The 25,885-nt window shown below is 36.3% G+C and carries 19 protein-coding genes; 5 read left to right on the top strand and 14 right to left on the bottom strand.

Features of this window, described 5'->3' with window-relative positions; translation table 11 throughout:
- Positions 1-9: 9 nt before the first annotated feature.
- The 7 genes from BW926_RS08645 to BW926_RS08615 form a co-directional block, all read right to left on the bottom strand.
- Complete coding sequence (locus BW926_RS08645; RefSeq protein ID WP_228403423.1) at positions 10-3,573, bottom strand: choice-of-anchor L domain-containing protein; 3,564 nt, start codon at positions 3,571-3,573, stop codon at positions 10-12.
- A gap of 201 nt (positions 3,574-3,774) precedes the next feature.
- Positions 3,775-6,129, bottom strand: coding sequence for a choice-of-anchor L domain-containing protein (locus BW926_RS08640; RefSeq protein ID WP_076446222.1), 2,355 nt, complete (start codon positions 6,127-6,129; stop codon positions 3,775-3,777).
- Positions 6,130-6,332: 203 nt separating this feature from the next.
- Positions 6,333-6,863: a DUF1003 domain-containing protein gene (locus BW926_RS08635; protein ID WP_076446220.1), complete on the bottom strand. Its 531-nt coding sequence runs from the start codon at positions 6,861-6,863 to the stop codon at positions 6,333-6,335.
- Between the two features lie 11 nt (positions 6,864-6,874).
- Positions 6,875-7,645 (bottom strand): TIGR02757 family protein, encoded by a 771-nt coding sequence (locus tag BW926_RS08630; protein ID WP_076446218.1) that lies wholly within the window; start codon positions 7,643-7,645, stop codon positions 6,875-6,877.
- A 4-nt stretch (positions 7,646-7,649) separates the two neighbouring features.
- A complete protein-coding gene (locus BW926_RS08625; RefSeq protein WP_076446215.1) occupies positions 7,650-8,564 on the bottom strand; it encodes a ribonuclease Z in 915 nt (304 codons plus the stop codon).
- 164 nt (positions 8,565-8,728) lie between these two features.
- Positions 8,729-9,304 (bottom strand): RdgB/HAM1 family non-canonical purine NTP pyrophosphatase, encoded by a 576-nt coding sequence (gene rdgB, locus BW926_RS08620; protein WP_076446212.1) that lies wholly within the window; start codon positions 9,302-9,304, stop codon positions 8,729-8,731.
- Between the two features lie 129 nt (positions 9,305-9,433).
- Positions 9,434-10,264 carry a CPBP family intramembrane glutamic endopeptidase gene (locus BW926_RS08615; protein WP_076446210.1) on the bottom strand — a complete coding sequence of 277 codons (831 nt, stop codon included), beginning with the start codon at positions 10,262-10,264 and terminating at the stop codon, positions 9,434-9,436.
- 254 nt (positions 10,265-10,518) lie between these two features.
- On the opposite strand from BW926_RS08615, the gene BW926_RS08610 reads away from it, so the two are divergent.
- Entirely contained in the window at positions 10,519-12,114 is a 1,596-nt protein-coding gene (locus BW926_RS08610; RefSeq protein ID WP_076446208.1) for a peptide chain release factor 3, read from the top strand.
- A 77-nt stretch (positions 12,115-12,191) separates the two neighbouring features.
- Here the strand turns inward: BW926_RS08610 and BW926_RS08605 are convergent, their stop codons facing one another.
- Positions 12,192-14,429, bottom strand: a complete 2,238-nt coding sequence (locus BW926_RS08605) for a reprolysin-like metallopeptidase (protein ID WP_076446206.1) — start codon at positions 14,427-14,429, stop codon at positions 12,192-12,194.
- Positions 14,430-14,820: 391 nt separating this feature from the next.
- Here BW926_RS08605 and BW926_RS08600 point away from each other — a divergent pair, with 391 nt between their 5' ends.
- Positions 14,821-15,750, top strand: a complete 930-nt coding sequence (locus BW926_RS08600) for a DUF4349 domain-containing protein (RefSeq protein WP_076446204.1) — start codon at positions 14,821-14,823, stop codon at positions 15,748-15,750.
- 161 nt (positions 15,751-15,911) lie between these two features.
- On the opposite strand, the gene BW926_RS08595 is transcribed toward BW926_RS08600, so the two are convergent.
- Both BW926_RS08595 and BW926_RS08590 read right to left on the bottom strand, forming a co-directional pair.
- A complete protein-coding gene (locus BW926_RS08595) occupies positions 15,912-16,274 on the bottom strand; it encodes a hypothetical protein (RefSeq protein WP_076446202.1) in 363 nt (120 codons plus the stop codon).
- Between the two features lie 21 nt (positions 16,275-16,295).
- Positions 16,296-17,435 carry an acyl-CoA dehydrogenase gene (locus BW926_RS08590; protein ID WP_076446200.1) on the bottom strand — a complete coding sequence of 380 codons (1,140 nt, stop codon included), beginning with the start codon at positions 17,433-17,435 and terminating at the stop codon, positions 16,296-16,298.
- A 244-nt stretch (positions 17,436-17,679) separates the two neighbouring features.
- Between BW926_RS08590 and BW926_RS08585 the strand changes: the two genes are divergently transcribed.
- Complete coding sequence (locus BW926_RS08585) at positions 17,680-19,458, top strand: AMP-dependent synthetase/ligase (RefSeq protein WP_076446198.1); 1,779 nt, start codon at positions 17,680-17,682, stop codon at positions 19,456-19,458.
- A 351-nt stretch (positions 19,459-19,809) separates the two neighbouring features.
- Here the strand turns inward: BW926_RS08585 and BW926_RS08580 are convergent, their stop codons facing one another.
- Together BW926_RS08580 and BW926_RS08575 are read right to left on the bottom strand one after the other, a co-directional pair.
- Complete coding sequence (locus BW926_RS08580) at positions 19,810-20,586, bottom strand: zinc ribbon domain-containing protein (RefSeq protein WP_076446196.1); 777 nt, start codon at positions 20,584-20,586, stop codon at positions 19,810-19,812.
- Between the two features lie 3 nt (positions 20,587-20,589).
- On the bottom strand, positions 20,590-21,687 hold the full coding sequence (locus BW926_RS08575) for a Nif3-like dinuclear metal center hexameric protein (RefSeq protein ID WP_076446194.1): 1,098 nt from the start codon (positions 21,685-21,687) through the stop codon (positions 20,590-20,592).
- Between the two features lie 60 nt (positions 21,688-21,747).
- Between BW926_RS08575 and BW926_RS08570 the strand changes: the two genes are divergently transcribed.
- Positions 21,748-22,575, top strand: a complete 828-nt coding sequence (locus BW926_RS08570; RefSeq protein WP_076446192.1) for an ion transporter — start codon at positions 21,748-21,750, stop codon at positions 22,573-22,575.
- A 43-nt stretch (positions 22,576-22,618) separates the two neighbouring features.
- Positions 22,619-22,777: a hypothetical protein gene (locus BW926_RS14375; RefSeq protein WP_179077994.1), complete on the top strand. Its 159-nt coding sequence runs from the start codon at positions 22,619-22,621 to the stop codon at positions 22,775-22,777.
- Between the two features lie 109 nt (positions 22,778-22,886).
- Here the strand turns inward: BW926_RS14375 and BW926_RS08565 are convergent, their stop codons facing one another.
- Positions 22,887-24,863 carry a T9SS type A sorting domain-containing protein gene (locus tag BW926_RS08565; protein ID WP_083672288.1) on the bottom strand — a complete coding sequence of 659 codons (1,977 nt, stop codon included), beginning with the start codon at positions 24,861-24,863 and terminating at the stop codon, positions 22,887-22,889.
- Between the two features lie 136 nt (positions 24,864-24,999).
- Positions 25,000-25,146 (bottom strand): hypothetical protein, encoded by a 147-nt coding sequence (locus BW926_RS14370; protein ID WP_179077993.1) that lies wholly within the window; start codon positions 25,144-25,146, stop codon positions 25,000-25,002.
- Between the last annotated feature and the right edge of the window lie 739 nt (positions 25,147-25,885).

The following is a 25,885-nucleotide window of genomic DNA, read 5'->3' as shown; positions in this document are numbered from 1 at the left end:
TATAAATTTCTAATTCCTGTTTTTCAGCAAAATCCATCCGCTTCGCAGCTCAAGTTTTTTACTTGCAGGATTTTCCCACTGTACATGATACCAATATGTGGCTGTAGGAAGATTAATACTTCCTCTTATAGTTCCATGCCAAACCGTATCTGTTTTAGTTGCCTTAAATACCTCCTGCCCATATCTATCGAAGATTGAAGCCGCAAAATTATTATACTTGCTGATTCCTGAAAAATCTACACTATCATTTTTACCATCAGAATTTGGTGTAATGGCATTACTGATCACAAAAGTGAAGTATTCCAGTGAAGTACCGCATTTTGCATCTTTCACTCTTACCATCAAATTGTAGCTTGTATTATCCAAAACATTATAGAAAATATTTGAATTCTGCCATGTAAATCCTGCATCTATGGAATATTCAAGAGTTCCACCCGTAGGATTAGTAGCAGTGAGTGTCAATACATGATTTTCGTATACAATATTAGTAAACTGTGGTAATGTAGGATTGATCAGCTGGGCTGTAAATACTTTGGAACAAACTCCGTTACTGATTGTTACCGAATAAGTTCCCGGTGTATTTACAGAAATCGTCTGAGTAGTTGCACCTGTATTCCAAAGATAAGTATAGTTAGGCCCAGCCCCGGCATCTAATGTTCCGAAATCTCCGGCACAAACATATACATCCTGTAATGTGGAAACTATTGCAGGAACCACTTGAATGGTAATACAAGTCGGGGTAGCTACTTTACACCCGTTTCCACCCAGGGCAAAAACGCAGTAAATAGTAGTCGCAGTTGGGGAAACCACCTGGGTATTTCCGTTTCCAGGAAGGCCTACCCATTCATAAGTAACACCTCCTGAAGCTGTTAATGTCACAGATTCTCCTGCACAGATTTTAGATTTTGAAGCGCTTAAAACTGCCACCGGCGGACCTACAACGATTGTAATGGTAGCAGGGTTTGTAGAAACACAACCGTTTGCTCCTACCGCAAAAACCGTGTATGTTGTAGTAACCGCCGGAGAAACCACTTGCGTATTTCCTGTTCCCGGTAAGCCTACCCAGTTGTAAGTAGCCCCACCCGAAGCCGTTAATGTCACAGATTCTCCCGGACAGATCTGAAACACGGTAGACGTCACTGTTGCCACAGGAAGTGTTGTATTTTGAGTTACCGTAACATTAGCTGTATAGGTACAGGTAAGATTTCCTGGCTGATTAACATTTGAAACTGTTAAGGTATATACTCCACCTGCATTTACTACCGGATTTAAAGTATTAGCTCCGGAAACAATATTTCCGCCTCCAGATGTAGTCCATGCAATTGTAGATCCTGCAGGGATTACAGAAGCAGAAGCATTCAGAGTAATCTGAGTCGTTGTACAGGTAATCTGTTGTGGCGCAGCGATAGTTAATATAGTTTGTGGCGTTGCCAATAACTGAAGATTAACAACATATCTACATCCTCCATTTGATACCAGAACATAAATGGTCTGCCCTCCTGCACTATTGAAAGAAGCCGGATTGGCAATAGTATTTGTATTTCCTGCATTGGCATCTGAAAGATTAATATAATATGCAAAAGTAACCCCAGTTGCAGAAGTAATTTGAGGTTGAGCTTCTGTTAGATCATAATTAATTCCTCCATCCTGATAACACTTAAATAAAGTTGCGTTCTGAGCTGTAAATGGCTGATTAACCTGAATCGTAATCATCGCAGGATTTGCAGAAACACATCCGTTTACTCCTACTGCAGTTACTGTGTATGTAGTAGTGGCAGTTGGTGAAACGGTCTGTGTATTTCCAGTTCCCGATAAGCCTACCCAATTGTAAGTTGTACCTCCAGAAGCTGTTAATACCACTGATTCTCCTGCACAGATCAATACTTTACTTGCTGTAAGGCCGGTTGTAGGCGGAGCACTGTCACCTGTTACGGTAACATTGGCTGTTGCAGTACAAGTTAAATTTCCAGGCTGATAAGTATTTGATATTGTTAAAATATAAGTCCCCGCTGAGTTTATTACAGGATTTAGGGTATTAGCTCCGGAAACAATATTTCCGTTTGAAGTAGTCCAGCTGAATGTAGATCCTGTGGGATAAACAGAAGTTGAGGCATCAAGCGTAGTTTGTGAATTGGCGCACGTTAAAACAGCCGGAGGAGCAATTGTAGCTGTCATTTGCGGAGCTTTTATCAATTGCAGCTCAGCTACTTTTGAACAGAATCCGTTTTTTACTAAGACATAAATCGTTTGCCCCGGACTTGGGAAAGCCGTAGTATTGGAAATTGTATTGGCATTTCCGGCCAGTGCGTCTGACTGATTAATATAATATGAAAAAGTAGCACCCGGAGTCGTACTTATTGCTCCCTGTGCCGATGTTAAATTAAATATTGCATTACCCTGGGTATAGCAAGCCGTGAGGGTAGAATTCTGAACCGTAGGTGAAGTACCTCCCACAATCGTGACAGTAGCAGTTCCCGGACAAGTGTTCCCCGGAAGGAATACCTGAACGGTATAAGTTCCCGGTTGTGTTGCCGTATATGATGCATTGGTTGCTCCCGGAATAGGTGTATTATTTAAAAGCCATACATAGGTAGCTCCACCACCCTGAACTGAGGCTGTAAAAGTCTGAGGTACATTATCACAAACGTTAATAGATGGAGGAAGAGTCGCTCCTGCAGGATCAAGGATTTTAACACCAATATCAAAAGATCCGGCTTCAAGGAAAACAGCAGAATCAAAGTTTGAATCCTGATAATCTGCCAATACCATTTTGAAATGATACGTCTGTCCCGGAATTACTGTTGCTTCCGCCGTAAGAGGAATAACACGTCCATCATAATTAGTTTCTATATTGGATGTATTGTAGCCGTCGAAGAAAGACTGGTTTACGGCAGGACACCCTGAACCACCCGGGGTGGATATCGCAGGGTGGATATTAGTAACACTTACAGGCTGGCCCGATGGTAAAACAGCAAGATTTGTATAGTTAGGATCGCCTACTTTTTTTAATAATAATGCAAAACCGTCACTGATTGAGCAGGGATAATCCTGCTGATATTCTTTTGAAGCAAATAAATATCTGAAGGAAACCTTAGTAGAGGCCGGTACAAAATCAAATTCGATATAGGATGCGTCTTTCAGCTGGGCATTAGGCAATCCAAGTGCCGCAGCAAGGTCAGCATCTCCTTGTACAGGAAGGCCGTCACTTAAAGTACCCTGAAATGTATTTCCTGCTTTTCTTGCATATCCTGTGGTAAGGACAATACCTTTGGCAAAGGGAAAGTTGGTGGTTGCTTTATTAAAGTATCCCCAGCTTCTGTTCTGATCCGTCGGTGGTAAATTAGGAGAAACCACAACGTTACTTACATTGGCTGCAGAACATGTGGAACCACCGCTGATAAGCACTTCTTTTACCAATTGTGTAATACTGTAATTTGATTCCGGATAACCGGCAGCATTTACATCGATAAAAGCACCTGCTTTCATGCTCTGAGCCGTAGCTTTTTTGACGATACCTTTCCCCCTTTCCTGAGCAAAAATAAAGCTTCCCGCAAGAACTAAAAATAAAGTCAAAAATAAATGTCTTATCCTCCTATTTAACATTTTATATTATTTTAAACAAAAATACTATTTTTTTTGATTGAAATTCAATTCAGATGAAATTACATTATCACTATTACAATCTGAAATATCGTAAAATATCAATTTTTTTTACCTTAAAAACCAAAAAAGACCAACAAATTGTTGGTCTTTCTTCATATTATGTTTAGATATTTATTCAATATTTTTTAATAAAATCCAGCCTGTTTTTACTGCAGGTTTCTTACTTGCCGGATCTTCAAAACTTACCTGATACCAGTAAGATGCTGTAGGAAGGCGTTTTCCCTGGAAATATCCGTCCCAATAAGGCTGTAGGTTACTGGCTTTATAGACCTCTCTTCCGTAACGGTCGAAGATGGAAGCTTTGAAATCTTTATACTTAAGAACTCCTCTCAGGTCAATCATATCATTGATATTATCTCCGTTCGGTGTAATGACATTTTGCATTACGAATGTGAAATATTCTAGGAAGCCAATACAACTTGTACGCTTCACTCTTACTCTGATAGAAACTACAATATTTCTAGGAACATTCGTAAAAATATTTGAATTTTGCCATGTAACACCGTTGTCGATAGAATATTCCAAAGCTCCGTTGCTTGGATTACTTGCTGTAAGAATCATTGTTCCATTTTCGCTGTAATCTACATTGATAATTTCTGGAATAACTGCCTGAATAACCTGTGTAGTAAATACTTTTGTACAAACGCCGTTATTAATAGTTACTGAATAGGTTCCCGGAGTTCCCACACTAATCGTCTGTGTAAGATCACCTGTATTCCAGGTATAATGGTAATTCGGTCCCGTTCCTGCATCTAAAGTGATAACATCTCCTTCACAGATCATTCCTCCTGAAAGGTTTGAAGTAATTGCCGGTACAACTTCTACGGTAACAGATGCCGGCTGCAGAGATTTACAGCCTTGAGCTCCGATAGCATACACTGAGTACGTAGTCGTCTGTGTAGGGGAAACAACCTGTGTATTTCCTGTTCCGGACATTCCTACCCATTCGTAAGTAACCCCGTTTGAAGCAGTAAGCGTCGTAGATTCTCCTGCACATATTTTTACTTTTGTAGCAGTAAGCTGTGCTACAGGTGTTGCTTCTTTTTTCAGCGTTAAAGTAACCAGTTTGCTACAGAAAGCTCCGTTTGAAACCACAACATATAGAACCTGTCCGTCAGTCCCATTGTAACTTCCCAATAACGTCGGATTAATATATGCTGCATTCTGTGCAATAGCATCCGCCTGGTTGATATAATAACGAACAATAGCTGTTGTAGAACTGGTTATCATTGGAGTTGCATCATTTAAATTAAATGTAGAAACTGAAGGCGTTGTACAAAGCTTTAAGGTAGCATTCTGCGCCGGAGGGGTTGTTCCGCCCACAATGGTACAGCTTGCATTCTGACATTGTGTCCCTCCTACAAAGGTTCTTACTGTATATACCCCCGGTGATGTGGCTGTATAGGTAGCATTTGTGGCTCCCGGAATGGCAACATCATTTTTATACCATTGGAAAGTCATTCCCGGAACTGTAGCGACCTGCGCTTTTAAAATCTGAGGTGTATTATCACACATATTCGCATTGGTGATGGGGTTTCCGTTACCATCAACAATTGACATCCCGATATCGAAAGATCCGGCTTGCAGAAAAACAGCAGAACCATAGCTACTGTCACGCGCATCGGCAACAACCATTTTTATATGATAAGATTGTCCCGGAATAACGTTAGCCTGAGCAGTAAGTACTGCGGTGGTTCCGTTATAATTAGTAGCATTAGGTGCCAAAGAACCAAAATACTGAGCATTAATAGGACCACAAGCGAAGCTGGCAGGCAGAATATTAGGTACAGAAACAGGTCCTGCACCACCCGGCAAAACTGCCAAATTTACATAAGGAGCCCCTGGTGTATTAGGCTTTAACAATAAAGCGAAAGCATCATCATACTGAAAAGGAGGACAAGGAAAGTTACCCGTATACTCTTCGGAAGCAAAAATATAGTTAAACTTCATTAGCGTACTGTTAGGAACAAAGTCAAATTCTAAAATTGCCGCATTACTGATTTGTGTTGTTACACCAATTGCTGCAATAAGGTCAGGATCGCTTCCTCCACCATTTCCGTCACTTAGAACCCCTCCTTCAGCAGTATTCCCTGCTTTTCTGGCAAAGCCAGTTGTTAAAACAATTCCTTCCTGAAATGGAAAGGTTGATGTTCCTTTATTAAAATATCCCCAGAACCTATTATTATTTGTGACAGGCTGATTGGGTGTAACAATCACATTGGAAATATTGGGTGCACTACACCCACCGGAATTGCCTACAAGCACATCGCTTACTAATTGAGCTGCTGTAAAATTGCTTTGAGGATAAGGGGGTACGTTGACATCAATATAATCACCTGCCTTCGCGTTAGCAGGAATATTTTTCTTTGCTGGCGGTCTGTTTTTTTGCGCAGAAGTAAGAATGCCAAAAAGGAAAAAGAGAATAAAACTAATCTTAAAGTAATTTTTCAATCTATATTTTAACATTTTATAATTGTTTATCCAAAAATACTATTTTTTGAATAAAATTTGAATATAATTAAAGAAATTCATATCAATCTTCAATTTATTTTTAATCATCAACAAAATACAGAAACTATACCTATACAATAAAAAAATAACTGATAAAGTTATCAGTTATTTTTATTTTTTTTAATATAATTCAATAAATAAAACAAAATCAATTAAAATTATTCTTTTCTAAGCTCATCTATTTTGTTTTGAAGCTCCTCAATCTTATCCTTTAAAGCTTTAATTTCATTTTTATTTGAGCTCACATTACTTTTCAGCATCACATTTTTTGCGCGTTCGCTGTGATCTTCATCGTCTTCTTCCTCGTTGATCTCTTCTATATCCTCCTGGATGTCTTCAATATCTTCGTTGATCTCCTCAATATCTTCACTGATTTCCTCGATATCTTCCTGAATATCCTCAATATCTTCACTGATTTCTTCGATATCCTCCTGGATATCTTCAATTTTCTCGTGGCTTTTGTTCACCGACATCTGGATAAAAATAGCTAAATAAATAGCCTCGAGAGATACAACAGTAGTAAGGATCAGTAGCATTTTGTCAAACTCCACCAGATGAAGCAGGGGAAGCAAAAACGAAACGATAAAAAATAAAGTATGCGCTATAAGTGACGGTATAGAACCAATCCACCAGGTAATTCCGTTAGCAATTTTTTCTAAAGTTTCTGATTTTTCGATGTCCTTTTTCATTGTGTTTTGTTTTATAGTAATTCTTTTGTAATTCCCAATCCAAACAAGGCAAAATCATATTTTGCGGGGTCTCTGTCATCAAATTTTCTAATGACCAAGTCCAGTTCTTCAACAGCTTTCCAGTCATTTTGGTCTCTTTCAATCAATCCCAGCTTTCTGGAAATATTTCCTGTATGCACATCCAGCGGTATCGAAAGATATTTCTGATCTGTATTTTTCCAGATACCAAAATCTACACCACGCTTGTCTTTACGCACCATCCAGCGCAGGAACATCATTATTCTTTTGGTAGAAGAATTTTTGTAGGGTGAGCTCACATGCTTATGGCTTCTGTGTTTTTCCGTTCCTAAAAAATTGCTTCTGAAACGTTCTATGGCGTGAGAAAAATTGATTTCCGAATCATTTACTTTAAATAGATTTTCCAAGCTTTCACTTTCAATATAAATTCTATTAAATTGTTTGATAAAATATGTAAAATCTTCTCCATTAAACGTTCTGTGGATACTTTTATCCTGAATTTCCTTCAAATCTTTTTCAGAATAATTTAAAACAAAATCATACGGAGAATTCCCCATCATATCAAGCATTTTTTCTGCTGACTTTATGATAGCCTTTCGGTTTCCCCAAGAAATTGTTGCCACCAAAAATCCCGCAATCTCAATATCTTGCTTCAAAGAAAACCGGTGCGGAATCTGGATCGGGTCATTTTCTATAAATCCCGGATCATTGTATTGATCTGCCTTTTCATCCAAGAAGATTTTTAATTCTTCAAACTTCAACATAGGTTTAAAATTTCACCGGCTCCAAGGCCTTAGGTAAAAAAGTGTTAGGAAAAATTGCTCTTGCCTCATCGGTAAACACCGTCAAATCAGCATATCTATTGGAAAAATGTCCTAAAATCAACTTACCAACCTGAGCTTTCTGAGCAATTGTAGCCGCTTCCAGAGCGGTTGTGTGCCCAGTATAATCTGCCATATCTTTCAAATCATGCAAAAATGTCGATTCATGATACAGAACCGTCACATTTTTTATAATAGGAATCACACTTTCAAGATATCTTGTATCACTGCAGAATGCATAAGAAACCGACGGAGTCGGATCAAGTGTAAGAATTTCATTTTTAAGAACATATCCATCATTCAAAACAAAATCTTTTCCTGCCTTTATATTATGGTAATCACAGGTTTCTATTTCACCATACTTTGCAATTTCCATCATATTCAGGTGTCTTTCTTTTGGTTTTTCTTTAAATAAATAGCCATTACAGTAAATCCTGTGATTCAAAGGAATAGTATATACTTCTACCCTGTTATCTTCATAAATTTTTTCAGAATAATTCTTATCCAGCTCATGATAAACCACATCAAAACCACGATGGGTTTCTGTAATGGTAAAGATCGTTTCCAGCATATTCTTAATTCCTTTTGGCCCATACACATGCAGCGGCATATCTCTACCTAACAGCCTGAAAGACGCGATCAGCCCGGGTAAACCAAAACAATGATCACCGTGAAGATGTGAAATAAATATATGATTAATTTTTGAGAATTTTGCTTTTGCCTTTCTCAACTGAACCTGGGTGCCTTCCCCGCAATCGATCAGGAAAGCCCTTTCTTCCATTTCCAGAAACTGAGCGGTAGGAGAAGAATTAACCGTAGGAATTGCTGAATTAAAGCCCAATATCGTTAAATAAGTACTCAAATCGATAGTTTATTATGGTCACAAATGTACGGATTTCGGTTAAGATTAAAGTTTAGGCTGAGATTAAAATTATGGTAAATACAACTTAAAATATAAATACAACTTCTTCTTTATCCCGAACCTCAACCTCAACTTAGATCTTAGACTTAGCCTGAACCCAAAAACTATTCTTTGACTTTCAGAAAATCCAGAAATAAATCCAGCGCCTGCTTCCTGTGGCTGATCTTGTTTTTATCTTCCGGTTCCATTTGTGCAAAAGTCATATCATAGCCTTCTGGAACAAAAATCGGATCGTACCCAAATCCTTTGAAGCCTTTATTTTCGGTTAATAAATTTCCGTGGACCTTCCCGTCAAAATATTTTGCTCTGTTTTCGTCATAATAGCATAAAACCGTGATGAAATAAGCTTTCCTGTTTTCTGTACCTTCCATTTCACTCAAAACTCTTTCTATATTTTTTGCAAAATCATGATCCCCTGCGTAACGCGCAGAAAAAACCCCGGGCCTGCCGTCCAGAGACTCCACAACCAGGCCGCTGTCATCTCCCAAGCTTGGGATCCCTGTTTTTTCAAAGCAATATTTGGCCTTGATCAAAGCATTAGCATTGAAAGAATCTCCATCTTCTAGAATTTCTTCATGAATATCATAATCGGTAAGGCTTTTTACGACAAATTCATTACCTAAAATCTGTTGAATTTCTTCTTTCTTATGTACGTTGTGAGTCGCTACCAGTAATTCCATATCGTTTTTATTTTATTTTTCTTAAATACGAATATCACTAATTTTTGCACGAATAACACCGTCTTTTACAAGAAAATAATTCAGTTTTGTGAATATTTGTGAAAATCATTCGTGGTATTAATGTTTAAACTAAATTTCCAGATAATATACTTTATTTTTCTTTACAAACAAGTAATAAAATAACGAAAAAAGTATCACTCCCATGATTAATATTACCCATTCCGGAATCTTAAAACAATCTGCAAAACTTTCGTTTTTTGTGTATATCATTAATAGTGATGAACACAAATTATTAAAACCATGAAGCAGCATTGGCAAAAGCAAAGATTTTGTTTTATAATATACCAGCCCTAAAACACAGCCTAACAAAACAGCTCCCACAAATTGCCACGGATTCGCATGAACCACGCCAAAAATAACCGAAGCAAAAATAATGGCTTTATAGGGTTCAACGCCTTTATTCATCAATCCTTTCTGGATAATTCCCCTAAAAATAATTTCTTCAAAAATCGGTGCACAAATCACCGCAGTAATAATCATAATAACCGGATCATCTGTAAGCTGCTCCATCAGCCTGTTGAAAAACTCATAATATTTCCCGAAAAAAGGCCCTGTTGTGGGAATTTGAGCAGTAATGAATTCTGCAATGAACATCATTCCGATCATTAAAGGAAAAACCAGCAGATAAGTATAAAAGTTAGTAGGTGAAAAATTGAAATTCAGTTTTTTGCCTGTTGTTCTTCTCACAATAAAAAAATCAAAAAAAGCAATCGCAGAAAGAAATGACACCGCATTGGAAAGCATAAAAAACCAATCTCTGTACTGCAGATTTTCTTTAAAAATAAACATCCAGAAAACGTTAAAGAATGAAACAAGCATACCTCCTGCAACTAATCCCGCCAATAACACAAGCCCGCCGGCCCATGTGAATGTAAATTTTGGGTACCTGCTGTTTTCCATATATACCGATGATTTTTATTTAAAAACAAAGATAATTTTTTTGAATTAAAAAAGATCAATAAATGGTTTTGAATTGTGAATTTGAAATTTGTGAAAATTATGAAAATGACAATTATTCTGCAGATTTTAATAGCTAATATTAATGTTACCATCCTGAACAAAGTTGAAGTATCTTTAAAGGTAAATTTTCAACCCCACAATTTCATTTTTAATTTCCATTAAAATTCCCGATTTTTGCAACTTCAAAATACGATATGTCAGACTTAATCAAAGAAATAGAAAAAAGAAAAACCTTCGGGATTATCTCTCACCCCGATGCCGGAAAAACCACGTTGACGGAAAAGCTACTGCTTTTCGGGGGTGCAATTCAGGAAGCAGGTGCAGTAAAATCCAACAAAATAAAAAAAGGAGCCACCTCCGACTTCATGGAAATTGAAAGACAGAGAGGAATCTCCGTGGCAACCTCCGTACTGGCTTTTGAATACAGAGACCACAAGATCAACATTTTGGATACTCCCGGCCATAAGGATTTCGCAGAAGACACCTACAGAACTTTAACAGCCGTAGATTCCGTAATCGTTGTGATCGACGTTGCAAAAGGGGTTGAGGAACAGACTGAAAAGCTGGTTCAGGTTTGCAGGATGCGAAATATTCCGATGCTGGTTTTCATTAATAAGCTTGATCGTGAAGGTAAAGATGCTTTTGATTTGCTGGATGAAGTTGAGCAGAAATTAGGATTAACAGTAGTTCCGCTTTCTTTGCCAATTGGTATGGGAAGTGACTTTCAGGGGATTTACAACATTTGGGAAAACAACATTCAGTTATTCCTGGAAGAGAAAAAACAAAAAGTTGGAGATTCTATTAAGTTTGATGATATTAATGACACATCTATTGATGAAGTTATCGGTGAAAAGGCCGCTACTACTTTAAGAGAAGAATTAGATTTAGTTCAATCTGTTTACCCCGGGTTTAATCGTGAAGATTATATGAAAGGTGATCTACAACCTGTTTTCTTCGGTTCGGCTTTGAATAATTTTGGGGTTCGTGAATTACTGGATGCCTTCATCGACATTGCGCCGATGCCACAACCGAAAGAAAGTGATACTCGTCTTGTAAAACCTGAAGAGAACAATTTTACAGGATTTGTCTTCAAGATCCACGCCAATATGGATCCGAAGCACAGAGACCGTCTGGCTTTTGTAAAAATTGTTTCCGGAACGTTTAAAAGAAATGAAAATTATTTATTGGTAAGAGAAGGCAAGAAAATGAAATTCTCTTCTCCGAATGCCTTTTTTGCAGATAAAAAAGAAGTGGTGGATGAAAGTTTCCCTGGTGATATTGTAGGTCTCCATGATACGGGAAGCTTTAGAATTGGTGACACGCTGACGGGCGGGGAAAAATTGAGTTTCAAAGGGATTCCGAGCTTCTCTCCTGAGCATTTCAGATATATCAACAACAACGATCCGTTGAAGGCAAAACAATTGGCAAAAGGTATTGATCAGCTGATGGATGAAGGTGTTGCCCAACTGTTTACGCTTGAAATGAACGGTAGAAAAATCATCGGAACGGTGGGTGCGCTTCAGTATGAAGTTATCCAGTATCGTCTGGAGCATGAATATGGTGCAAAATGTACTTACGAGCCACTTTCCATGCACAAGGCCTGTTGGGTTGAAGCGGATGAAAAATCAGAAGAGTTTAAAGAATTTGCGAGATTAAAGCAAAGATTCTTAGCAAGAGATAAATATAACCAGTTGGTTTTCCTTGCAGATTCTTCCTTCACCATACACATGACGCAGGAAAAATTCCCGAATGTGAAGCTGCATTTTATTAGTGAGTTTAATCAAAATTAAATTTGATAAAATATAATAAATAAAACCGTTCAGCTTATTGAACGGTTTTATTTTATATCAATTTATTTAAACATTATTTATTCTTTAATCCATTTTACCGTCTTATTGATATTTCTAGATTTGATACTAATCATATAATCTCCTTTAATTAATTGAGATAAATTAAAAGTCTCAATCTTATTATGGTTTAATGTATTGTTTGTCTTGCTAAATACCAGCTTTCCGCTTGCATCATATATAGTAATATCGTATTTATCATTTTGATTAATAAATCTAATATTCAGAACGTCTTTACCCGGATTAGGATATACTACAAATACATCTTTATTTCCATCAACTTCATTAGTGGCAAGTACCTGAGTAATGGTAAAATTAACCGGGTTGATATTATAGAATACATTTCCTACTCCCGCAACCATAATCCTTGCCTGAGTTGTATTCATATTCGGAATAGTAATAACCTCTGAGCCGTCGTTTGGAGTAGAAGCTAAAATTGTAGTCGGATACGTAAGCCCACCGTCTGTTGAAAGTAAAATGCTTACATTCGCACAGCTTACAGGTGCTGCGGTTGTATTAGCCACATTCCATGTTATCGTTTGGGTAGAATTTCCCGTCCAGCTTACCGCTGAGGCAGGTGCTGTTACCGTAAACGGCCCTGAATTACCATCAACAGTAATTTTAGCATCATCATTTGCTACTCCCGCGCAGCCCGCATTGTTATCCCTCACAGTCAGCCTGAATTCCATGGATCTTGCATAAGAAGGCAAAACCTCTCCTTTAGTGGTAGTATTATTGATAACATCTGTAATTTTCGGGAAATATCTGTAAGGATCGGTTACAGGTAAAAATGATCTGAAAAGAGGAGCATTTCCAGTGGGCACATTCCAATTTCCTGCGGGGCCTATATCATTCTGTTCCCAGCAATAAGTAAGTGCATTACCCTGAGCATCAGTTGCAGAACCAGTTAGTTTAAAAGGTGTACTCTTTGGTATTGTATAATCACTTCCTGCATTTACAATTGGGGCCGTATTGGCAACAGGGTTCGTAACTTGACATGTTGTTGACTGAACAGTCTGAGTAATTGATTGAAACGAGTTGGTATGAAAAATAGGAATACTATTAGAAGCCAAATTGTTTGTTGTTCCGCAAATACCTGCATAAGCCATGATTGTAATTCCGCTTCCTGGCTCTACAGCATGAGATCCGTCACGATTTCCACCTCCGCAACTGCCTGTGGTTGCATTAAAAGTATGCGGTCCGCCAAACTGATGCCCTACTTCATGAGCAACATAATCAATATCATAAGGATCGCCCACAGGATTCGGTGAGCCGGTAATACCGCTTGCCTTACCAGAATCGTCACAGATAACTCCAAGGCCGGCCAATCCGCCACCGCCTGTACTGAAAGTATGACCTACATCGTAATTGGCTGATCCGATTATCCCATCAATTACGGTTTGACTTTCATCAATTAATGTATATGCATCATCATTTCCATTGAAGGGATCTGTAGAAGGATTGGTGAAAACAACAGAGTTTTCATTAGATACTAAAATAAGCCTTACAGCAATTTCCTGCTCATACACTCCATTTACTCTATTTACAGATGTTACGATAGCGGATAAGGTTTGAGCCACAGTAGGTGAAGATAATCCTGTTGCAGCCTGCGCATATTCGCCTGTACATGCTACTACAAAGCGGAAAATTCTAATTTGATTTCCTACGCTTGGTGTTACTGTTTTTGACATGTTTTTTTTTTCCAGCAGAAGCTGCTCATCATCTTTTGTTGCGCATATTCTCGGATTTTTGTTAATTAAATCATTTTTTTTATAAATGATGTAATTATTAATGTCATTTTTCGCATAAGGATCAATGTATAAATCACCTGTGATAACAGATTTAATCTGAGCATGAAAACCCAGCTCCGTAAAATCCAGTTTTATAGTGGCATATTTATCATCAACTCCCTGGCCCGTCAAAGTAACAAGCTGCGGGAACTTCTGAGCCAGCTCCGGAGCCATCACCGAAGATTTCCAGATTCTGAATTTCGCTTTCGTCCCATCGGGCATTGGTAAAACAATCATGGGTGCATTATCCTTACGATCATTATCCCCCAGTTCCGGAACCGAATTAAGGTAATTTTTTATTCCGGCCACATCCAGCCTGTAGGTAAGAAACTTTTCGGGTTGTACTGTTCGGTTTTTAGGATCTGCTTTAATAGATCTCTCATTCATAGATGAAAAAAAATCCTGCCCTTTTCCTAAAGAAAAGAAGAAGATAAGTATCCCTAAATAAAGTAGTTTTTTAATAATCATAATTTATAATGTTTATATGGTTTATATGTTAATTTAAAAATAAGATCTGAAAATTATAATACTTTCAACAAATATAAAAATTATTATAACACAAATTTATGAAAGTCAATCAATTATGATTTATTTCATTATTATTATATTTTATAAATTATTATTTTAATTTTAACGAAAAATAACCATAATTTAATTTTAAAATAGAAAAAAATAATCCATAATTTAAAAAGAGCTTCATACTCGTAAAAAACAATGTCTTTTTTTTGTAAAACTTTTGTAAAACAAATTTAACGCATTGATTTTAAATACAGTAGAATTTACCATAGGAATACACTTCTTTTACAATATTTACAAAAACTTCCCTCATAACTTTACCTTATTGAAACAATTAAACGTTATGAAAAAATTCATCCTACTCATTGCTATATCAAGCACGTTTATCATGTGTAAAAAAGGGGAAACCGCAGCAAATCAATTGGAAAATGCCATAAACACTGCCGATAGCACAGTTTCTGCAGCTTCTGCAAAAATTACAGAAGTACACGATAAAGCAAATGCTGCCCTAGATTCTGCCAATGTAAAAATCAAAGAATTTGAAGACACAAAAAATGAAGTAAAAGACAAGATTGAAAGCACTTCAAAAATTGTAGATTCTTTATCTGAAAAAATTTCATCAGTAAAGCTTGAAACCAAAACAGAAAAGAAAGATTCTGCGAAAAAAAAAGAAAAAATTGTTGTAAATATTTCCACTCCGAAAGTCATCAGAGAAACGAAAGTTGTTTACAAAGAACAGCCAAAAAAAGAAAATTGTGAACTGAATATCCAAAAAAACAAATTACTAAAAGCAGGAATACTGGAACTTACCGTAGAAGACACTGAAACCGCAAAAGAAATTGTAAAGCAGGAAGTCTCCAAATATGACGGCTTTATAAGAAGTGAAAATATTTCATTAAACAACAATGATAATAAAATAACTTACCTAAAAGTAAAGGTTCCAATTCAAAAATTTGATTATCTGATGGAAGATTTAAGCTATAATCTCGGTAAAGTAGAAAACAAAAGCATTGAGCTTTCCGGACAAGACTTTGTACAGAACACGATGTGTGAAGTCGACATCACATTATATGGAAAAGATGAAAACCTCACGAAAACTGATAACTTTAAAACTTTTGGAGAAAAATCCTTTGCTGCCATATCTTCCGGCTGGAATGTGATCACCTCGATTTTCCTTTTCATTCTCCCACTCTGGCCACTTTTCCTGGTTATCGGAATTGGATATTATTTTTATAGAAAGAGGAACAAGAATACTTCCGATGGAAACAATTGACCTAACCACAAAAAGTTAGATAATATTTTAACTGAATTCACGTTTTTGAGAAAAAGTTCATTAATACTTTTAATCAAAAAGTAAAGTAAACATATATTAATATTTTGTGGTTCGTGTATATGTAAAAAAGAGGCTATCTCAAAAGGCAGCCTCTTTTATTACTATTTCATATTAACTATTTTATCTACAACATACTTTGTATTTCCTCTCCAGGGCAACGCTCCATTATATTCTTTGTAATGAAGATCAAAGTTTTTACCACTGTTCATTTCCAATTGCTTGAAAATTTCAGGATCTTCTACAGAAAATTCAAACTCATAGCTTGTGACTGCCCCGGTTTTTCCTCTTCCGAAGCCTTCTTGAATTAATTTTCCTTCATAGGTCTTGAAAATATAACCTTTTTTGATGGCATAATTCAGATAGCCGGATTTTACTCCTTCCCCAAAAACGAAAAAATATTTATACCAGACAAACACTCCCAAAAACAGGAGAATTACAGCTAAAGTGACCCACAAGTATCTCATAGTTAGCCTATTTTAAGCAAATTATTTTGCAATACTTCTTGAGATAACGATCTTTTGGATTTCAGAAGTCCCTTCATAGATCTGTGTGATTTTTGCGTCTCTCATCAGTCTTTCTACGTGATATTCTTTCACATATCCGTATCCTCCGTGGATCTGTACAGCCTCGATAGTTGTATCCATCGCAACCTGAGAAGAATATAATTTTGCCATTGCACCGCTTTCAGAGATATCTTTTCCCGCGTCTTTTTCTACAGCAGCCTTAAAGCAAAGCATTCTAGCCGCTGTGATCTGAGTTGCCATATCCGCCAATTTGAAAGCGATTGCCTGGTGGTTAATGATTTCTGTTTTGAAAGCTTTTCTTGTTTTAGCATATTTTAAAGCCAATTCATAAGCACCTGAAGCAATTCCTAAAGCCTGAGAAGCAATACCGATTCTTCCTCCGTTCAAAACAGCCATCGCAAAATTGAATCCGAAACCATCCTCCCCAATTCTGTTTTCTTTCGGTACTTTTACGTTGTTGAAGATCAAAGAATGTGTATCACTTCCTCTGATTCCCAATTTGTCTTCTTTTGGTCCTATTTCAAAGCCTTCCCAGGCTCTTTCTACGATAAAAGCATTGATCCCTTTATGTTTTTTCTCAGGATCTGTTTGAGCGATTACGATATAATATGTAGCTGTTCCACCGTTTGTGATCCAGTTTTTAATCCCATTTAAAAGATAATGATCTCCCTTATCTTCGGCTGTAGTTTTCTGAGAAGTAGCATCAGAACCCGCTTCAGGCTCAGATAAAGCAAACGCTCCGATTACCTGCCCACTTGCAAGAGGTGTAAGATATTTCACTTTTTGCTCTTCGGAAGCAAATTTTTCAAGACCCGCACAAACCAAAGAGTTGTTTACAGACATTACAACAGCCGCAGAAGCATCTATTTTTGCAATCTCCTCCATTGCCAGAACATAAGAAACGCTGTCCATCCCTGCACCACCGTACTTAGGATCTACCATCATTCCCAAAAGCCCCATTTCTCCCATTTTCTTTACCTGTTCTGCAGGAAACTTCTGATCGCGATCTCTTTCGATAACTTCCGGTAATAGCTCGTTTTGAGCAAAATCTCTTGCTGCCTGCTGAATCATCAGCTGTTCTTCTGATAAATTAAAGTCCATAAAAATTGAATAATTAGATGGTCACTAATTTACACTTTTTGGTCAAATCTGAAAATAGAATCAGCAATTAAGGGTAAATCAATAATTTATAGTGATTTTTAAATATTCATCAGATATAAAATTAAATTGAATTATTAAATATATTATGGCACACACTTTATTAATTACTAATTAATCAGTTCTGATTTACACAATTAAAAAAAATGCTTATATTTAAAATCCTTTAATTATTACTATAAAAATTATGACCATCAAAAGATTATTTGATATACCCAGATATGCCCTGAAAAATTATCCTAAAACGGATATGTTTGTAACGAAATATCATGGTGAATGGAAAAAAACATCTACGCAAGAGTTTATCAATGAAGGAAACAAAATTTCGAGAGGTCTCTTAAAACTTGGCATAAAACCAGGCGACAAAATCGCTTTAATTACCACCAATTCCCGTACAGAATGGGCTATTATGGATCTTGGTCTTTCTCAGATCGGAGTGGTTTCCGTACCCGTTTACCCAAGTATTTCTGCGGAAGACTATGAATTTATCTTTAATAATGCAGAGATTAAATACTGTTTCGTTTCCGATAGGGATCTTCTGGATAAAGTAGTGAAGGTAAAACACAATATCCCTTCATTACAAGGCATTTTCACTTTTGACAATGTAAGCGGAGCTGCCAACTGGAGAGAAATTCTTGACCTGGGCGAGGATGACTCCACGCAGATTGAGGTGGAAGACCTTGCCAATACCATCAATTCTGAAGATCTGGCTACCATTATTTATACCTCGGGAACTACGGGAAAACCGAAAGGTGTAATGCTCACCCATCACAATATTGTATCTAATGTATTAGGCTCAATGCCGAGAATTCCTAAAAGAAAGAGTCTGGATTATAAGGATACAAGAGTTCTGAGCTTCCTCCCTATCTGTCATATTTTTGAAAGGATGCTTTTCTACCTTTTCCAGTACAATGGCTTTTCAATCTATTTTGCGGAAAGCATAGAAAAAATGGGCGAAAACGTGAAAGAAGTAAAACCCCATTACATGAGCGTTGTTCCGAGGTTGGTAGAAAAAGTATATGATAAAATCTATGCTACAGGCTCATCTGCAGGAGGTTTGAAGCAAAAAATATTCTTTTGGGCCTTAAACTTAATCAGTAAAAAGAAAACCATATCGAAACCATCAGGACTACAAGAAATCATTGCTGATAAGTTGGTTTTCAAAAAATGGAGAGAAGGTTTGGGAGGAGAAATTATTACTCTGGTTTCAGGTTCTGCCGCCTTATCAACAAGATTAAATCTGATGTTCCAAAATGCAGGAATTCCCATACTGGAGGGCTATGGATTAACGGAAACCTCACCGGTAATATCAGTAAACAGTTTTGAAAGGATTAAAATAGGAACCGTAGGCTTACCTCTTGATAATCTGGATGTTAAAATTCAGGAAGACGGAGAAATTACGGTAAAAGGTCCTTCTATTTTCAAAGGATATTTCAAAAATGAGGAAATGACGAAAGAAGCCTTCACGGAAGACGGATATTTCAAAACCGGAGATATCGGGCACCTCGACAACGACGGATTTTTACAGATCACAGATCGTAAAAAGGAAATGTTCAAAACTTCCGGCGGGAAATATATTGCTCCTCAAACTATAGAAAACTTAGCAAAAGCATCTAAGTTTATAGAGCAGATTATGGTGGTAGGTGATGGTGAAAAAATGCCGACAGCGCTGATTCAGCCTGATTTTGGGTTTGCGAAAAGCTGGGCCATGAGAAATAACCTAAACATCGGATCCACACCTCAGGAAATTGCAAAAAGTCCTGAATTAAAAGAAAGGATTATCAAAGAAATTGACGATATTAATGAACATCTCGGAAATTGGGAACAGATCAAAAAAATTGAGCTGACTCCGGAAGTCTGGAGTATTGAGTCCGGACTTTTAACGCCGACATTAAAGCTTAAACGAAAGGCTATTAAAGAAAAGTTTATTGATCTTTATAATAAGATGTACGATTATAAAGAATAATTTTAACCGCTTCTATTGAGGCGTTTTTTTGTTTTTTTAAACACTAATATTTGCATGAATAGCACAAATTTTGTAATAATGTATAAAAATATTTATTCCGTAGAAGCGGAATTTAGCCCGTTTGTTTTGTTATTAAAGGTTCTTTCGGTTTTAGTCGAAGCTTTAATTTTTAAAATTTTGGTTAAAGCCTTTAGGGTTATTTTAATAAACGGGCTAAAGCCAGTTCCTATTGATGATTCTCCCTGAATGAAAAATTAGCGTCATCATGCAAATATTAGTATTTATCAGTGTTTAGAACAAAAAAGCTGTCTCAAATTGAAACAGCTTTTATATTTTAATCGTAATTAAAAACTAGAATTTAATTACAGATTTCATTCTTTCGTTTTCTTCCATTACCAATTCATCATCTACAAGGATCTTCCCTGAATGTTCATCAATAATGATTTTCTTTCTCTGAGCAATTTCCATTTGCTTTTGAGGAGGAATAGTAAAGAACGACCCTTTAGGAGCACCTCTTTCAAGACCCACTACCGCAAGACCGTTTGGAGAGTTTGTTCTGATTCTGTCATAAGAAGCCAATAATCTTTCATCGATTTTTGCAGCAAACTCTTTGGATTGCTCTATCAAATATTCCTCTTCTTTCTGAGTTTCAGAAACAAGACCTTCCAATTCTTCTTTTTTGAATTTCAGGTGATTCTTAAGATCATTGATTTTTGAATTCAGCTCATCCAAAGTTTCGTTTTTGTGACTGATCTTGGCCCCGAATTCTTTGATTCTTTTTTCAGCAAGCTGGATTTCAAGCTCCTGATATTCAACTTCTTTACTTAATGCTTCAAACTCTTTATTGTTTCTCACATTATCTTGTTGAGACTTGTATTTTTCAATTAAAGATTTTGCATGGTTGATTACTTCATGCTTTGTTTTGATCTGATCATCCTGATCTTTGATATCTGCATGAAATTTTTCAGCTCTTTTTTCAAGACCCTCGATTTCAATCTCAAGATCCTCTACCTCGATTGGCAATTCTCCTCTTGTATTTCGGATTTCGTCCAATCTAGAATCAATGATCTGCAAATCGTATAAAGCTCTTAATTTCTCTTCAACTGAAATATCGTTGGTTTTTGCCATATTTTAAATGAAATAATTTACCGGGTTTGTTTTCTCAATAGATTTTGAGATTGCAAATGTACTAAATTTTTGTGACAAAATTTCAAATAATTGTTGAGTCACAAATTGTTCTGATTCAAAATGCCCTATATCACAGATCAGTATTTTTGATTCCGCAAGGAAAAAATCGTGGTATTTTACATCTCCTGTAAGGTAAGCATCACATTTTTTGGAAATTGCAGACCGGATTCCGCTGGCTCCGGAACCTCCCAAAACTCCTACCTTTTTAATTTTTTTACTATTGAATTCAGAATGCCTGATCACTTCGAGATTGAATTTTTCTTTTACAAGCTTCAGAAAATCTCTTTCATCCATTGGCTCTTCAAAATCGCCGCACATCCCAAGACCGGAATGATGGTTGACATTATCCAGACTATAAATTTGATGAGCAACTTCCTCGTAGGGGTGTGCATTTTTCATCGCAGAAACAACCTGTCCCAGCTTATAATCTTCAAAAATTACTGAAATCATGTCTTCATCAGCATTTTCTCTAATATTCTGCTGTCCCGAAAATGGATTTGAGCCTTCAACAGGCCTGAAAGTTCCGTTTCCGTTAACGGTAAAGCTGCATTCATCATAGAAACCGATATTTCCGGCTCCGGCTGAGAAGAGGGCTTCTTTTACTTTTCCGGAATACTCTTTTGGTACAAATACTGTTAGCTGCTTTAAATTATTCGTTTTCGGTTGAAGAATTTTTAAATCTTTTAATCCCAATTGGTTGCAGATTTCTGCATTTACCCCAAAAAAATCATTATCAAAGGCTGTATGTATGGCATATATTGCAATTTTATTTTCGATTGCTTTAATAACGGCTCTTTCCACATAATTTTTCCCAGTTAATGATTTCAACCCTGAAAAGATAATAGGATGAAAACATACTATTAAATTACAATTTTTATGAATTGCTTCATCTACCACTTTTTCCAGGGCGTCATGACAAATTAAAATTCCGGAAACGCTGCGATCGGGAAGCCCACATAGCAATCCTACATTATCAAAATCTTCTGCCAGCTGTATCGGAATCCGTTTTTCTATTTTTGAAATTACTTCGCGTATTGTCATTTTATTCAGTATGTTTGTTACGAAAATAGGGATAATTTATTAAATTAAAAAAACATTGAAATGGAAAAAGAGCACAATCTGGTTCCTGGCGACTCACTCTGGAAAAGGCATCTTTACCGCATCATTTACCGTTCCGATACAAAGCTCGGAAAACTATTTGACATCATTCTTCTATGCCTGATCTTAATCAGCACATTCATTATCCTGATGGAAAGTATTCCTGCTATTGATAAGAAATATCATTATACCTTTATTATTCTGGAGTGGATCATCTCACTGGTTTTCACCACCGAATACTGTGCAAGGATCATTGTTGTAAAGAATAAAAAGAACTATATTTTCAGCTTTTTCGGGATCATAGATTTTTTGGCCCTGGTCCCTTTTTATTTAAGCTTTGTCTTCCCGGTTACCAAATATTTCCTGATTTTCAGAATGCTGAGAATGCTGAGAGTTTTCAGGGTTTTTAACCTTATGGATTTTATGAACGACGGTTTTGTGATTGTAAGAGCATTGAAAAATAGTTCAAGAAAAATTTATATATTCCTTTTGTTTTTAATTATTTTCTCGGTTATTGTAGGTTCCCTAATGTTCATGGTGGAAGGTGGCAGGCAGGGCTTTGAAACAATTCCGCAAGCTATTTATTGGGCGGTCGTTACCGTAACTACTGTGGGCTACGGTGATGTTTCTCCCATTACCCCTATGGGAAAATTTTTTGCTGTAATTTTAATGCTTGCCGGTTACTCCATTATCGCGGTTCCGACCGGGATTGTAACAGCTGAAATGAGAAACAAGCGTCAAAACCTTGAAAAAGTCTGCGACCGTTGCGGAAATGAAGATATTGATGATGATGCACGCTATTGCAAACAGTGTGGCAAGAAATTAGCTTAATATCAAATATCAATTTAATCTATTAACCAAATACCGCAAAATCATGGAACCAAAAAAGAAAAACAAACCTAATGCTTTAGTAGTTATACTTTTCTCTTTAATAGTATTAATGGTCATCGTCTACTTCATCCTGGTTACTTTCTTCCCCACAGTTTTTTCAAGTCTCAATACGGGAGACCTGCAGCCTGTTCAGGACAAGTAGCCTTTCGTCAGAAAAAATATAATGTACAAAAAAGACGGCCAGATCGGCCGTCTTTAGTTTTGATCATTAAAAATTTATCCTCTATAATCAGAATTTTTCATAATCCTGACTATTTTTTAATCGTTTTAATGGTTTGCTTAGAACCGTCTTTCATATGAAGAGTAATCATATATATTCCCTGCTTAAGCTCACCCAAATGAAGTTCCGATCCCGGATTATCAATTGCCTTTATCAATCTTCCCGAAACATCAGAAACTGATACTGATTTCACATTAGCTGCATCAGAAATATTCAACACTTCAGAGAATGGATTTGGATATAATTTGATAGCGTTTTTATTCGATTTTACTTCAGAAGCTGCTAAAACTCCTTTTGTAATATCAATTGTAAATGGGCCTTCCAATTCGTCAGACGAACCGCTGTAATATCCTACGTTCACATAATAAGTATTTCCCGCAAGTGTAGGAATAGAAAGTGTTTCTGTTCCACCCTGACCTGCATTATCTACTGTAGCTTCACAAGATAACGCTGAACAGCTTCCGCTGAAAACGCCAATCTGAGGATCAAAATCGCTTCCCGCAGGCATCGTCACCGTAATATTGAAAGTATCACCATCTCCTACAAAACTAAACCAAGTTCCGTCATTCATATCATTGTTTGAGCACGCTGTGATCATCCCTGAATTATTGGTAGCTCCGGCCGCGTCATTTTGTATATAAGTATAAGGAAAAGTGTTTGCGACAAATGCTCCGAAACATTCATCGTTAGCTGGTGGCGGTGGGAATGTTCCTACACAGATATCAAAGCTTTGATTACTTCCAGAATCGTTATAGCTATAAACCCTTACCAGATAAGTCTCCCCAACTGTAAGACCTGATACAACCCCAGAAGGAGGATCTGAACATAAAATACTTGATAGAGCTCCACACCCTCCACTGAAAACTTGGAAGTAAGTATCCGTATCATCAACATTGGTTCCTATAGACTGAATATTTAATAGTGAAATTTTGTGTGAGGTTGCAGTAGCCACAAATTTGTACCAAACATCATCATCGGCAGTTCCATAGCAAGGGTCTGGAACAGTTCCTGAATCCGTAGCTCCGATGGTATATCCCGGAGTGACAGTTCCGCAGTTTGTGTCAGGATTTACCGTTAATGTAGTTGCCGTTGCACATTCATCATTTGTAGGCGGTGGCGGCGCTGTTTTAAACATTACCTGCATACAGCCTGAAGATTCACCTCCGGGTCCCACAGCTGTTACTGTAAGATAAAGCATTGTATTTGGAGTAAACGCTGTAGTAGGCGTATAGCTATTGGTGGTTACCGGAACCTGATTAGCGACATCAGTCCCTCCCGGAGTCGTTCCGATTGAAACTTTGTACCCTGTAGCTCCTGAAGAGTTATTCCACGTTAATGTAGCCGACAAAGGTACAAAAGTAGCATTATTTGCAGGATAAGTAATTGACGGACAAGGCGGAATTGAGCTGGCTGTTAATCCTAAAATAGTAACTACAGATTTAAAATTAGCTAAATTTCCATCTGTAGCAGGCGGAGAAGCAGGATCCGGATCTGTGTAATCATTTTTGTAATAAATTGTTGAATTTGGAGCACCTGTATAAACATACATTGCTTCATCATAATTGTTAGCATCATAGCCTGCTGAGTTTTCTTCTGCTGCAATAACCAAATTAGAAGTATTGTTGTAAGGGAAAGGCGTTGCAAAACTAACCTCAATTACTCCATTGTTATTTGTTACCGTCCCTGAAAACACCTGAGTAAGTTCCGAGAGGGGAATCCAGTCAGATGCAGATGTAAAAGATGATTTTGAGGTCTGTCCCAGATATACTATCCATTGAGAAGAATTGGCAATAGACATCGCCGGATCTAAATAAAACTTAAGCCCGGTGATATTACCGGCTGCATTAGCATTGATTTCCTGCTTGGTGAAAATCTGCTGAACATACGAATATCCATAATATGTACTGATGGGGGCTTCCCCAACCTCAGTACTTCCCGTCCCGAGATCAATCTGGGCTGAGAAGTTCATACTTAAAAACAATAAGCATGATAGTAGAAATTTTGTCATAAATTAATATATTTTGTTAATTAATGCTAATTTAAAAATAAAATTTCGAATTTCATATTAATAATTCAATTTTTTTATAAAAAAAACATCAACTAAAAAATCAGTCACTAGAGTTATTTATAATAATTATTGAAAATTACTTTTTAATTGTTTTTATCGTTTGTTTTGAGCCATCTTTCATCTCTATAGTTAACGATATACATTCCTTTTTTAATTCTTCTAAACGCAGAACTGAACCCGGATTTGCAATAGTTTTCATTAATCTCCCAGAAATATCTGTCACTATTACATTTTTCACATTATCAGTCTCAGAAATTCAATACTTCAGAGAATGGGTTCAGATATCGTTTAATATTATTTTTAGATCGTTTTTCACCTCATTTGTTGCCAGAACTAATAAAGGATCGTATGCAGAAATTTTAATCATGCACACGAGTATTTTTTTCATTTTTAGTTAATAATAATTTTAGGTTTTTAAAATTAAAAATTAATTTTAAAAAAATTGTTAAAATTCCACAAAAAAAATTAATATATAAAAACCATTTAATGATAAAAATTAACAATTTTTAAACAAAAATTTAAATTAATTATTAATTTTTAAAAATAAGTTATTTAGTTAAATAATTAAATATCAAATATTTAAATTTTACCCACAAAGAAATGAAATAACAATTTTAATTTGTTTTACATAATAAAATAATTAAATAATTAAATAAATTAATATTCTAAGCATAGCATAATAAAAATAGCAGCTAAAAATCTAGCCGCTATTAATTTTTAAAGTATATTAGATGTTATTTTTTGATAGACTTGATTATTTATTGAAATATATCTTTCATCTTTAATGAAAACAAATATATTTTTGTTTCAATTTACTAAATAAAGTTCAGTTCCCAGATTAGGAATAGCTTTATTAATCTCCTAAAATAGAAGTTTTATTAGAATAAATAATAATTATCAACACGATTATCATATTTATAAGAGGTTCAAATGGTCCTGTATGAAAAGAAAATATGATATAT

Source organism: Chryseobacterium sp. RU37D, assembly GCF_900156075.1.
GTDB lineage: Bacteria > Bacteroidota > Bacteroidia > Flavobacteriales > Weeksellaceae > Chryseobacterium.
Note: the sequence above shows the minus strand (reverse complement) of the source record. Positions and strands in the feature narration are given on the sequence as shown.